The organism is Paenibacillus sp. BK033, assembly GCF_004345425.1.
Taxonomy (GTDB): domain Bacteria; phylum Bacillota; class Bacilli; order Paenibacillales; family Paenibacillaceae; genus Pristimantibacillus.
In genome coordinates, this window is the sequence record NZ_SLVP01000006.1 from 131,968 (window position 1) to 144,310 (window position 12,343).

Annotated in this window: 11 protein-coding genes; 9 read left to right on the plus strand and 2 right to left on the minus strand. The window is 54.3% G+C overall.

Features of this window, described 5'->3' with window-relative positions; all coding sequences use genetic code 11:
- Entirely contained in the window at positions 1-216 is a 216-nt protein-coding gene (locus EV294_RS20210) for a YneF family protein (protein ID WP_132310048.1), read from the plus strand.
- A 38-nt stretch (positions 217-254) separates the two neighbouring features.
- Positions 255-845 (plus strand): GTP cyclohydrolase I FolE, encoded by a 591-nt coding sequence (folE, locus tag EV294_RS20215; protein WP_116394087.1) that lies wholly within the window; start codon positions 255-257, stop codon positions 843-845.
- A 98-nt stretch (positions 846-943) separates the two neighbouring features.
- On the opposite strand, the gene EV294_RS20220 is transcribed toward folE, so the two are convergent.
- Positions 944-2,038: an alpha/beta hydrolase gene (locus tag EV294_RS20220; RefSeq protein WP_132310050.1), complete on the minus strand. Its 1,095-nt coding sequence runs from the start codon at positions 2,036-2,038 to the stop codon at positions 944-946.
- Positions 2,039-2,274: 236 nt separating this feature from the next.
- On the opposite strand from EV294_RS20220, the gene EV294_RS20225 reads away from it, so the two are divergent.
- On the plus strand, positions 2,275-3,018 hold the full coding sequence (locus EV294_RS20225) for an IclR family transcriptional regulator (protein WP_132310052.1): 744 nt from the start codon (positions 2,275-2,277) through the stop codon (positions 3,016-3,018).
- Positions 3,019-3,310: 292 nt separating this feature from the next.
- Here the strand turns inward: EV294_RS20225 and acnA are convergent, their stop codons facing one another.
- Positions 3,311-6,013, minus strand: coding sequence for an aconitate hydratase AcnA (gene acnA, locus EV294_RS20230; protein ID WP_132310054.1), 2,703 nt, complete (start codon positions 6,011-6,013; stop codon positions 3,311-3,313).
- A 211-nt stretch (positions 6,014-6,224) separates the two neighbouring features.
- On the opposite strand from acnA, the gene EV294_RS20235 reads away from it, so the two are divergent.
- From EV294_RS20235 to EV294_RS20260, 6 genes are all read left to right on the plus strand, one after another.
- Positions 6,225-7,586, plus strand: a complete 1,362-nt coding sequence (locus EV294_RS20235; protein WP_132310056.1) for an amidase domain-containing protein — start codon at positions 6,225-6,227, stop codon at positions 7,584-7,586.
- 24 nt (positions 7,587-7,610) lie between these two features.
- Positions 7,611-8,738: a D-alanine--D-alanine ligase gene (locus EV294_RS20240; protein ID WP_132310058.1), complete on the plus strand. Its 1,128-nt coding sequence runs from the start codon at positions 7,611-7,613 to the stop codon at positions 8,736-8,738.
- Positions 8,739-8,783: 45 nt separating this feature from the next.
- Positions 8,784-9,101 carry a hypothetical protein gene (locus EV294_RS20245; protein ID WP_132310060.1) on the plus strand — a complete coding sequence of 106 codons (318 nt, stop codon included), beginning with the start codon at positions 8,784-8,786 and terminating at the stop codon, positions 9,099-9,101.
- A 6-nt stretch (positions 9,102-9,107) separates the two neighbouring features.
- The gene (uvsE, locus tag EV294_RS20250) at positions 9,108-10,124 is read left to right on the plus strand and encodes a UV DNA damage repair endonuclease UvsE (RefSeq protein WP_132310359.1); all 1,017 of its coding nucleotides are present in this window, start codon (positions 9,108-9,110) and stop codon (positions 10,122-10,124) included.
- Positions 10,125-10,334: 210 nt separating this feature from the next.
- Entirely contained in the window at positions 10,335-11,153 is an 819-nt protein-coding gene (locus EV294_RS20255) for a sulfite exporter TauE/SafE family protein (protein WP_132310361.1), read from the plus strand.
- A 177-nt stretch (positions 11,154-11,330) separates the two neighbouring features.
- Complete coding sequence (locus EV294_RS20260; protein ID WP_132310062.1) at positions 11,331-12,188, plus strand: inositol monophosphatase family protein; 858 nt, start codon at positions 11,331-11,333, stop codon at positions 12,186-12,188.
- The last annotated feature ends 155 nt before the right edge of the window (positions 12,189-12,343 follow it).

Here is a 12,343-nt window from a genome sequence, read left to right on the forward strand (position 1 = left end):
ATGTGGAACATCATTATTCCGATTGTAACTTTAATCGTAGGGGTTGCAGGCGGATTTTTTATCGGGGTATTCTATCTGCGCAAGCAGCTTGAGAAGATGCAAAGCGACCCTGAAATGATCCAAAAAATGGCCAAACAAATGGGCTACAACTTGAACAAGCAGCAAATGAATCGTGCACAGCAAATGATGAAAAATCAGAAGTTTCCACGAAAATAAATGCGGTTAGTTGAAAGTAGCCGGAGAGGTGGTACGAAATGGCGGGGATGAAAGACTACGTCAATTCGGCGGTATCGCGCAACCGGGAGCAAATCGAGCATCATGTCAAAGAAATCCTGAAGCTCGTTGGCGAGGACGTTGAAAGAGAAGGTCTGCTGGAGACACCGGCTCGCGTTACCCGGATGTATGAGGAGATTTTCGCGGGCTACGAGGTAGATCCGCGGGAAGTGCTGGGCGTTACCTTCGACGAGCAGCATGAAGAGCTTGTTATTGTGAAAGACATTGTCTACTACAGCCAATGCGAGCATCATATGGCGCCGTTCTTCGGGAAGGTGCATATCGGATATATTCCAAGCGGCAAAATCGCCGGTCTCAGCAAGCTTGCGCGACTGGTTGAAGCGGTTTCCAGAAGGCTGCAGGTGCAGGAGCGGATCACGACGCAAATCGCGGACATTATGCAAGAAGTGCTGAAGCCGCAGGGCGTCATGGTTGTCGTGGAAGGCGAGCATCTGTGCATGTGCGCTCGCGGCGTGAAGAAGCCGGGAAGCAAGACCGTTACGTCGGCAGTCCGCGGCGTGTTCTCGGACAGTGCGCTGCGTTCGGAATTTCTGTCTTTGCTCAAGCAATAGCAGGATTAACAACAAAAAGCCACTGCGGCATCAGGCGTTGTCAGATCGCTTGATGCCGCGGTGGCTTTTTTAATTGAAATATATAAGGGCAGTATGCTCTAAGTGGCTTGCGTATGATCTTTGGAAGGATGCATTTCCTGGAACTGCTGATCAACCTGGCCGAGGAAAAGGGCAGCGCGCTGGATGTATTCGGTTGGCGAAGCGCGGAAGAGCATTTCGTGCTGGCCGTTTGGTACAATCCAGGAGCGGGACAGCGGATTGGTCTGATCCGCGGCTATTTGCTCCGCTAATTGGTAAGGCGCTTTGGCATCGCTCGTGCCATGCATAATGTACAGCGGTATATCAAAGGATTTCGTTAATATTTGATCGACCGGTACCTGCTTCAGGCTTGTGCCAGACCAGGTGGGGAGCAGCATTTCGATCAACTGCTTGGACGGGAACTTCGGAAGCGGCAGAATTTGAGTCACGTTATGGAACATCGTATCGGCCGTTGCCAGGAAGGTGCTGTCCAGAATCATCGCATCGATATCCTTCGTCTGAAGCGCGGCTTGGAGAGCCGTGCCTGCTCCCATGGAGAAGCCCCATACGACAATCTCCTGGGCGCCGCGGGACTTGGCGAAGTTGACGGCGGCGAGCAGCTGCTGCGATTCTTCAATCCCCGCGGTAGCCGGCGCTTTGTATTTCTGCGAGGCATAGCCGTAGTCAAAAAGCACCACATTATAGTGAAGCCCGTGAAGCAGCTTCGTCAGATCATACATCGGCACCCAATCTTCTTCGCGGTTGGCCCCGTAGCCGTGGCTGAAAATAACGGTGCGTTCCGACTTTGCGGCGGAGCTTGCCAGAACGGCGTCGGAATCATTGTCCGAGGCCGGTACATACCATCCGCTGACGGTCGTTTTTCCGCTGGCGCTCGGGAATAAGATATCTTCGTAATCAAGGCCGGCAGCGGCCTTCGGATTGGAAGTAAGCGGTGCTACATAAGGATAAGTCAGCATCCAGGCGACATATCCGTAGAATACGAGAACAAGCAGCAGGCATAGCGCCGTGAATGAAGCAACCAGCGCGATGAAGAAATGCTTGCGCGTCTTTGCTTGCGGTCGCCCTGTCTGCAGTCCGCCGTCAAGCGGAAATGGCTGCAGTGTTTGAGGAAAGCCGGTTTCAAGCGGCATTGGTGTCATCATGGTTGTGCTCATCGCGTAGTCCCTCCCTCACTGCTAACGATGTAAGCGCTATTACATATCTAGTACTTTTATCGTAGACCCGCAGGGTAAGCCTGTCAATTGATGTCGATGTAATGTTAAGCATTTGTAATCAGGCTGTAATGAAAGATCTTTTCTTTACCATTATCGCTGAATTGAGGTATACTGAGTGATAATAAGTTTCATTGTACGAAACCAAAATAAGAGCGGATTAAGGGAGGGCGGACTGGATGGAGGAAGGCAAATCAAATGTGCGTGCGGTAGAACGGGCGCTGGATATTTTACTCTGCTTCACGGAGGGAACGGATCTGGCAATGTCCGAAATCGCGGAAAAGGTAGGCCTGCATAAAAGCACCGTCCACCGCATGCTGGCAACGTTGGAGGACCGTGGCTTCGTGGAACGGGATCCGTCGTCCGAGCGTTATCACCTCGGAATGCGGATGTGGGAGCTGTCGGCGCATCTATCCAGCTCGGATGACCAAGCCGTCATTTGGCAGCCGGAGATGGAACGCTTGCGCGACCGGCTCGGGGAGACGGTTAGTATATATGTACGCGACGGATCGGAGCGGGTGCGGATTCAGGCGGTCCAGAGCAATCAGCCCGTTCGCCGGGTAGCGCCGGTTGGCGCAAGGCTGCCGCTGTATGCCGGTGCGTCCAGCAAGGTGCTGATTGCTTATTCCGACCGTTTTGTGCAGGAGCAGATTTTCGGAGACCCGGCCTGGCTGCTGGCGATCGATCTCGACCTGTACAAGCAGCAGCTGGAGGAAATCGTGCAGCAGGGCTACGCGACCAGCTTCGAGGAACGCGAGCCGGGAGTAGCGGCGCTGGCGGCGCCAATCTTTAACCGGCATGGCCAGGTGGCCGCGGCTTTGTCCGTATCGGGACCGTCCAGCCGTCTAACGCTGAAGACGATGCGCGAATACTCGCCGGTTCTGATCGAGTTCGCGAAGCGTATGGGCACCATGATTAAGTAGGTAAGGTTAAGCGGCAAACTCCGCATAGTGCAGGTTAAAGTGGCAAACTCCGCATTTGAATGGGGTTCTGGTTAAGTGGCAAACTCCGCATTTGAATGTTCTTCCGATCGCCATTGCTCAGGGATTCCTTGGAATTACGTTTAACAATGTAGGAATCCCTTCACAAAAGCGACCACTTCGTTTCTCCAGAATCATTCAAAATGCTCCGTTTGCCATTAACCTATTTTAGAGAAAAGAAAAGCGACTGTGCTGATTATACTTAGCACAGTCGCTTTTGTTTTAATTAAATAAGTTACATGATCTGACGGAGCACGGTTTGCAGGATACCGCCGTTGCGGTAGTAGTCAACGTCGACCATGGAGTCGAGACGCACGGTTACGTCGAACTCGGTTACTTTGCCGTCTTCGCCGGTCGCTTTCGCGCGGACCTTCTGTCCGGGCTTCACGTCATTGGACAGGCCCGAAATATCAATCGTCTCGCGGCCGGTCAGACCGATTGTCTTCCAGCTTTGACCTTCAAGGAACTGAAGCGGAAGCACGCCCATGCCGACCAGGTTGGAACGGTGAATCCGTTCGAAGCTTTCGGCGATGACCGCCTTGACGCCAAGCAGCAAGGTGCCTTTTGCCGCCCAGTCGCGGGAGCTGCCCGTGCCGTATTCCTTGCCCGCGATAACGACGAGGCTCGTTCCGTCCTTTTGATACTTCATGGAAGCATCATAGATGGACATCACTTCGTTAGTCGGCAGATAGGTGGTTACGCCGCCCTCCGTACCCGGCGCTACTTGGTTGCGGATCCGGATGTTCGCGAACGTGCCGCGCATCATAACCTCATGATTGCCGCGACGGGAGCCGTAAGAGTTGAAGTCCACCCGTTCAACATGGTGGTCGGTCAAATATTTGCCTGCCGGGCTGTCGGCTTTAATATTGCCCGCGGGTGAGATATGGTCCGTCGTTACGGAATCGCCAAGCAAGGCCAGAATGCGCGATGACGGAATATCTTTGATATCGCCGACATCTCCGCTCAGATTCTCGAAGAATGGAGGGTTCTGAATGTAAGTCGAATCCGGATCCCACTCATAGCTTTCGCCTTTAGCTACTTCAAGTGCGTTCCAGCGTTCATTTTGCGTGAAGACATTGGCATATTTATCTCGGAACATCTCAGGACGGACAGCCGATTTGATCGCTTCGTGCACCTCTTCATTGGTCGGCCAAATATCCTTCAAGAAAATCTGCTTGCCGTCTGAGCCCGTACCGATCGGGTCCTTTGACAGATCGATATTTACTGTGCCGGCAAGAGCGAAAGCGACGACAAGCGGCGGCGACGCCAAATAGTTGGCCCGGACCTGGGCATGAATGCGGCCTTCGAAGTTCCGGTTGCCGGAAAGCACCGCCGCCACCGTCATATCATTGTCGGCGATCGCTTTGCTCACTTCGTCAGGAAGCGGCCCGGAGTTGCCGATGCAAGTGCCGCAGCCGTAACCGGTAAGGTGGAAGCCAAGTGCCTCCATAGGTTCCATCAGTCCCGCGCGGTTGAAGTATTCCGTTACAACCAGCGAGCCTGGGGTGAGGGAGGTTTTGACGTATGCCGGTACCTTTAGTCCAAGTGCGACAGCTTTCTTGGCGACAAGCCCGGCGCCAAGCATAACGCTTGGGTTAGACGTATTGGTACAACTGGTTATGGCGGCAATGACAACAGCGCCGGTGCCCATTTCGCTCTCCCGGCCGTCTTTATGGTGAACCTTCACTCTTTGATTTTTATTTTCTTCGCTTAAGCCATAGCCGCCTCTTTCGACGGACAGGTTGATAATATCGTTAAAAGCTTCCTTGAGATGAGTGAGTTCAACGCGGTCCTGCGGACGTTTTGGTCCGGCAAGGGACGGCACGACCGTGGACAGATCAAGCTCCAGCGTGTCCGTAAACACCGGATCCGGCGTTTCATCGGTGCGGAACATGTCCTGTGCCTTATAGTAAGCCCGAACCAGCTCAATCTGTTCTTCGTCCCGTCCCGTATCCCGCATGTACCGGAGCGTCTCCTGATCCACCGGGAAAAAGCCGATAGTCGCGCCGTATTCAGGCGACATATTCGCCACCGTTGCGCGGTCAGCCAGGCTGATGTTAGACAGCCCGGATCCGTAAAACTCGACAAATTTGCCTACAACGCCTTTTTTTCGAAGCATTTGAGTAACCGTTAAAGCCAGATCGGTTGCGGTGGAGCCTTCGGCTAAGCTACCGGTCAGCTTAAAGCCGATAACTTCCGGCATCACAAAGTAGAGCGGCTGCCCCAGCATCCCGGCTTCCGCCTCGATCCCGCCTACGCCCCAGCCCACAACGCCAAGACCGTTGATCATCGTGGTATGGGAGTCGGTGCCCACCAAGGAGTCCGGGAAGACGACCGTGTCATTGCCGATTCTTTTGGTTGCGGCAACGGAAGCCAGGTACTCCAGATTCACCTGATGAACGATTCCGGTGTCGGGCGGGACTGCCCGGAAATTATCGAAGGCAGTCTGCGCCCAGCGCAGAAACCGGTAGCGCTCCTCATTGCGCTTGAATTCAAGCTTTATGTTGTATTCGAGTGCTTCCGGCGTACCGAAGGAATCGATCATAACCGAGTGGTCGATGACAAGGTCAACCGGTACGAGCGGATTGATCTTTTTTGGATCGCCGCCGGCACGCTTGACGGTATCGCGCATCGCGGCCAGGTCGACGACAACGGGGACGCCGGTGAAATCCTGCAGGAGAATACGCGCTGGAATAAAAGGGATTTCCTTATCGATCCTGCCGTTCGCCCAGGAAGCAATCTGCTTCACATGCTCCTCGGTTATCGCTCGGCCGTCAAATTGGCGTACGGCGGCCTCGAGCAGCACTTTAATCGAGAACGGCAGCTTCGATACAGGGCCCAGCCCTTGCTTCTCCAGCCCCGCGATCGGGTAATACGCATAGGTTTTGCCGGCAGCCTCCAGCGTGCTGCGCTCGGCAAAAGGGTTGTTCTTGGACATACTTACTAACCTCCTAAAAGTTTGGGAAGCAATCTCGCTTCGAAAGCATCCGCTTAAAGCTTGCGAAGCATCGCTTCGAAAGCCTCCGCTTAAACGCTCATATCTCCTGTTTACCTCAGGTAGTGTTCCCAAGCCCCCTGGTGATTGTTACATGAAATCTTACATTTGCTCATATAATGAACCAGCAAATACAGGAATGGGAGGGGTAGCCATGTCTACGCGATCGGATCAAACGAGGAATCGTCCCGACAAGCAGCGGCCAAGCAAAGCTTTAGTGCTCCAACCGGCGGCGGTGCGAACAAGTCAGCCGTCCGAATTATTACTGAAGGCGGATGAGCCTGAAACGCAGCGTCCTTCTGGCGTGACGCGGGAGAATGCCGACCGCGGGCAGCGGGGCAGCCAAACGCCGCCCGCTGGGCTACCCGTCCAATCCGCACCTACAAAGTCTGCCCAGCCTTCCGCCGGACATACCGCCGGGAAACAGGTGGCGAAGCTTTCTTCCTTGCTTCGCTCCGCCGAGCAGGAAGGCTCCGGAAAAAGGGAGAAGGCAGGCGAATGGAAGTCCGTGATATCCAAGTACGTGAACTTATATAACAAGGCCGAGACGGATCAGCATTATGCCGCTCTCGATGATTATATAGAAGACAAAGACCATTGCTTGAGGCTTCGTTACCGGCTTGAACGGCTGCGGGAAAGGGATCTGTACCGCGGCGTGCTTCCCGCCAGGGGCGAGACCAAGGCGGAGCTCATCAAGGTGAATGAATCCGCTGCCGAAGTATCCGTGCTAGTGAAGCTTCATATCAAAAGGCAGATGGAGCAGTCGGGGCTGTATTATCTGGAGGAGCGGACCGAAATCGAGCGGTTATGGCTGAATCAGTCGGGGGGCGCCTGGCGCATCTTCCGGATCGAGCCCGTCATTGCCGAGCGGAGACCGCGGTTTGGCGCTTCCGAATATACCGCGGCGGTGGAGGAGGAGCTGGATCAAATCCGCGAAGCATCGGTCTTCCGGTCAACTCCTTTTTTGAACCTGGACCAATATCCCCAGCTGAAGCAAAGGATAAAAGGCATTCCCTATCGCCGCGAGCTGGCGGCGGCATACGCCGACCGGTGGTGGAACGAGGGGAATCCGGCTTACGAGGAATTCGAGGTGAACTGCACTAACTATATTTCCCAGTGTCTCTTTGCAGGCCACGCGCCTATGAACTATACTGGTAAAAGAGAAAGCGGCTGGTGGTACAAAGGCCGCAGCGGCGGCAAGGAATGGTGGAGCTACAGCTGGGCGGTGTCCAATGCGCTGACCCATTATTTATCCGGCAAACGCAATTCCGGCCTGCACGCGACCGTCGTTCAATCGGTGGAGGAGCTTCAGCTCGGCGATGTTATCACGTACGACTGGAACGGCGACAACCGGTACCAGCATAGCACCATCATAACCGCCTTCGATGCGGCGGGCATGCCGCTTGTAAACGCGAATACGGTTCCTAGCCGGCACCGGTTCTGGGATTACCGGGACTCCTATGCTTGGACCGAGCAAACAAGATACCGTTTTTTTCATATTGCGGACCACTTCTAAAAATAACATACCGGAGGATACCTAATGGGGCAGAAAGTACACTTAGGGTTGATTTACGGAGGGAAGTCGGGAGAGCATGACGTATCGCTGCGGACGGCATTTGCGGTGATGGGGGAGCTTGATTACGCAAAATATGAAATAACGCCGTTTTATATTACCAGGCTGGGCGAATGGAGAGTAGGCTCGATGCTAGGCGGGCAGCCGGGAGCCATTGACGAGCTGCGCCTTGCGCCCGTGGACGGGGCTCCGGTGCCGGTTGTGCCGGACCTTCCGCTTGCCCCGCTGCTGGACCGCTTGGCCGGCGGAACCCTGGCGGGCGGGGGACAGCCGATCGATGTTGTTTTCCCGCTGCTCCACGGTACCTTCGGCGAGGACGGGACGATTCAAGGCCTGCTCGAAATTGCGGACATCCCTTATGTCGGGGCGGGGGTTCTGGCCTCCGCCGCAGGGATGGACAAGATTACGATGAAGAAGATATTCGCCTACGAGGGTCTGCCGCAATGCGTCTTCCGGTATTTCAACCGGGCGCAGTGGGAGAAGGACGCCTCCTTTTTTATTATGGAATGCGAAGTCGCCTTGGGTTACCCGTGTTTTGTAAAGCCGTCCAACCTGGGCTCCAGCGTAGGCATATCCAAAGCCAAGAACCGCGATGAGCTGATCGCCGCAATCGATTTTGCCTTCCGGTTCGACCGCAGGGTTATCGTGGAGGAATTCGTCGATGCCAGGGAGATCGAAGTGAGCGTTCTCGGCAATGACGATCCGAAGATATCCGTACCCGGGGAAATAGCTCCGTCCAACGAGTTTTACGACTACAAGGCCAAGTATGTGGACGGCAAGTCCACTATTCATATCCCGGCGAATATCCCGAACAAGACCGCGGAGGCGGTGCGGGATATGGCGCTTCGGGCATTCCTGGCGATTGACGGGGCAGGGCTCTCGCGGGTTGATTTCTTTCTTCGCAAGACGGACGGCCAGCTGTTCATTAACGAAGTGAACACGATGCCGGGCTTTACGCCAATCAGCATGTACCCGCTGATGTGGAAGGAGTCGGGCATGCCGTACAAGGAGTTGCTGGATAAGCTGATCGAGCTGGCGTTTAAGCGCTACGCGGTTAGACAAACGATCGATTACGGCAGCAGCGGAGGCAACTAAACGAAACGATGCAAAAAATCGGACTACAGGGAAAGAGGGATAGAGATGGGCTTTGCAACTGAGTTTAATTCCGTATGCAAATTCAAATCGGAGCAAGAGCTGTATGAATTGCTTGAATACGGCAGGGGCAAAATGGTGAAGAGCGGGTTCCGCGTCTTCCCGACCGGCCAGAAAGTAATCGCGTATACGCCTGACAACGAAGCGATTGCGATCGTACGCATTCTCGCGTCCATTGCGGAAATCAATTTCCAGGGCGAAGAAGTGACGGAGGTGGAGATGGAGCTGGTGCGCAAGCTGACGGAGGAGGAAGCGCGCATTCAGACGGCTCTCGCATACGAGATGTTTTTCGGAGAGAGGGTATAATTGATTATGATCGTCCGGTTCGGATTTGTCGCCATGAGCACGATTCTAGAGAATGCTTCGCCGTCTCGGACGATGACGTTCGCGAATTTCAGCAAGCTGAATGACAGAGAAGCCGGCATAAGGAAATTGGAGCGGATTGCCGAGGAAAATTTGCATAACACGCTCCGGATCATGAAGCATGCCAATGCCCATGATATTCATATGTACCGCTTCTCCTCCAAGCTGATACCGCTGGCAACGCATGAAGATCTCTTGGACTGGGATCCGTTCCCCGTCCTTCGTCCGTCGATGAAGGAGATTGGCGACTATGCGAAAAAAACGGGAATGAGGACTTCCTTCCATCCCGATCATTTCTGCGTATTCAGCACGAATCGGCCCGATGTTCTGGTCAAATCGGAACGGGATCTCGATTATCATATACGGATGCTTGAAGGGATGGAGCTGCCGGAAACGGTAAAATGCAATATCCACATGGGCGGCGCCTATGGCGATAAGAAGCTGTCCGGCGAGCGCTTCATCCGGCAGTTTGGCGCATTGTCTGACCGGTACAAGCATCGGGTTACACTCGAAAACGACGATAAAACGTTTGATGCCAGGGAAACGATTGCCGCTGCCGAAGCTGTTGGCGTTCCCATGGTCCTCGACATCCACCATCATGCCGTGAACAGCGGGGATGTTACGATGGACGAGCTTTCCGCCGGTCTATGGCCGAGGATTGCCCGAACGTGGACGCTGGAGGAGCAGCGTCTTGGCCTGGAAGAAGGAGGGCTTCCGCCCAAAATCCATGCTTCGAGTCCAAAAAGCCTATCCGATCCCCGGGGGCATGCCGATGGCGTGGAGCCGGAGCCGCTGGTGCAATTCCTCCGGAGCGTTGCCGCTGCAACGCCGCGGATTGACTGCATGCTGGAGGCGAAAAACAAGGATGCCGCGCTGCTCCAGCTGATGGAGGACTTAAAGGAAATGGCCGCCCAAGGAAACGGAATCCGGATTCTGGACGGCGGTACCGTGGAGATTGAACCTTAAGCGATAGCACCGTCAAGTACCGCCGCAACAGGACGGCGGAAGTTGCTTGGCGGTGTTATTTTTGAATTTTGAGCGTTTATAACAGGGCTTAGAATTCTCCGGATTGAAACGCGCTCTCCCGCCAATAGGGCAGAGGGAGACCCTTTTCATCTTGTGCAACTACATCATTTTTGGGGTCACATTGAGCCGGAAAGCGGTGAAGGTATCGTGTTGGAATGGATTCTTCTTGTGCTGCTTGGCGTTGTTGCAGCGATGTTTGGCAGTATAGTAGGTCTAGGCGGCGGTATTATTATCGTACCGGTGCTTATGCTGCTGGGACCGCAGCTGACGGGGGGCGAGATCAGCCATGCCACGGCAGTGGGCACCTCGCTGACGATGCTTATCGTGACGGCGCTTGCCTCCACGCTGAGCTATGCGAAGAAGAAGCTGGTCGATTTCAAGAGCGGTTGGCTGTTCTTTATTACAAGCGGGCCTGCCGCCATGATCGGTTCCGCGCTGACCAGCCGGTTTCAAGGCGCTGCCTTTTCGCTGTCCTTCGGTATTTTTATGCTGCTTATGGCCGGTCTGCTCGTAGCGCGCGATTATTTGAAGCCCATCAACCGGGAATGGCCGATCGAGCGTACGATTATAGATGCGAAGGGGCAGGAGCATACGTACGGTTATGCGATTGTTCCCGCGCTGGCTATCGGGTTTGCCGTGGGTCTCATATCCGGTTTGTTTGGCATAGGCGGCGGTTCCCTGTTTGTTCCGCTTATGGTGCTTCTGTTCCGTTTCCCGCCGCATACGGCGACCGCAACGTCTATGTTTGTCATTTTTCTTTCTTCGATACTGGGGAGCGGGATGCACGGCTGGCTGGGGGAAATCAATTACTGGATCGTGCTGGCGCTGGTGCCTGGCGCCTGGATCGGCGGCAAGCTTGGAGCCATCATCGCGGGTCGGATGAGCGGAAAAGGGCTGCTCTGGCTGTTGCGGGTTACGCTGCTCCTGCTGGCCGCCCAATTAATCTACGAGGGTTTGACGAAGCTTTAACACTACGGTAATATTTTAAAAATATACGAAGTATACATTACCTCTATAACAACTTGCGCGAAACTTGCAGAGGAAGTCATTCGTATAAGATATGAACATGCCATTTTTTTAAAAAAGCATTGTGAAAAGCTAGAGGCTGGGTTTAGTAAAATTATGATGAGAGTAGAGTGATGGACTGTGACTGTAAGTGATCAGCAGGGCACCGTCGTCGGAGGCAAAAGCTTCGCCGCCGTGGCGATTAACTGCGCGGCTAAGGCTGGAGAATGGATTAAGTCTAAGCTAGGAAACTATGAGAAGCTTGATATAAAGTATTCCGCTCACGATTTGGTGACGGAAGTGGACAAAGGCTCGGAGACGCTGATCAAGCGTCTTGTGCTGACGCATTTCCCTCATCATTCCTTCCTCGGGGAGGAAGGCGTTGAGCCGGGGCCGGAAGCATCCGCGCGCGCGCTGGAGGAAGTAAGCGAGGCCGAGTATTTATGGATTGTCGACCCGATTGACGGGACGACCAATTTCGTGCACGGCTTTCCGTTCTTTGTAGTATCCATTGCGCTTGCCCATAAAGGCGAGGTTATTCTTGGCGTTGTCTATGATCCGATGCGCGACGAGCTGTTTATTGCCGAGAAGGGTAAAGGAGCTTACGTGCACGGCAAGCGGATGAGCGTATCCCAAGAGGATAGCCTGAAGACGAGTCTTATTGCTACGGGCTTCCCGGCAGACGCGGGTTATGCGCTGCCGCTTAACATGAAAGGGCTGCAGGCGCTGGCGCCGCAGGTCCGCAATATCCGCTCGGGCGGTTCGGCTGCGCTTCATATGGCTTATGTCGCGGCCGGCCGGTTAAGCGGCTTCTGGGAGATTGGCCTGAACAGCTGGGATCTTGCGGCAGGCGCGCTGCTCATTCAGGAGTCCGGCGGCATCGTAACCGATACGCTAGGGCAGCCGTACAATCTGGGCGTCCGCAACGTCGCAGCCTCCAACGGCAAGGTGCATCGATCCTTCCTTGACGCGCTTGCGGCAGCGGATGCCGTGAAATAACAGGCATTTTATTCGTAAATAGAGTTTGTTAAAGAACCGGCTATCGGCGATAGCCGGTTCTTTTCGTGCGCGTGGCAGTACTATAGCGCTATAAATGATAGAATAGGTCGTAGGTATAATATATTAGTTCGTTGGTATGGTATATGATACTGTTT

Coding starts and splice junctions, on each gene's coding strand:
- EV294_RS20210 (WP_132310048.1), top strand. CDS start 1: ATGTGGAACATCATTATTCCGATTGTAACTTTAATCGTAGGGGTTGCA.
- folE (WP_116394087.1), top strand. CDS start 255: ATGGCGGGGATGAAAGACTACGTCAATTCGGCGGTATCGCGCAACCGG.
- EV294_RS20220 (WP_132310050.1), bottom strand. CDS start 2,038: ATGAGCACAACCATGATGACACCAATGCCGCTTGAAACCGGCTTTCCT.
- EV294_RS20225 (WP_132310052.1), top strand. CDS start 2,275: ATGGAGGAAGGCAAATCAAATGTGCGTGCGGTAGAACGGGCGCTGGAT.
- acnA (WP_132310054.1), bottom strand. CDS start 6,013: ATGTCCAAGAACAACCCTTTTGCCGAGCGCAGCACGCTGGAGGCTGCC.
- EV294_RS20235 (WP_132310056.1), top strand. CDS start 6,225: ATGTCTACGCGATCGGATCAAACGAGGAATCGTCCCGACAAGCAGCGG.
- EV294_RS20240 (WP_132310058.1), top strand. CDS start 7,611: ATGGGGCAGAAAGTACACTTAGGGTTGATTTACGGAGGGAAGTCGGGA.
- EV294_RS20245 (WP_132310060.1), top strand. CDS start 8,784: ATGGGCTTTGCAACTGAGTTTAATTCCGTATGCAAATTCAAATCGGAG.
- uvsE (WP_132310359.1), top strand. CDS start 9,108: ATGATCGTCCGGTTCGGATTTGTCGCCATGAGCACGATTCTAGAGAAT.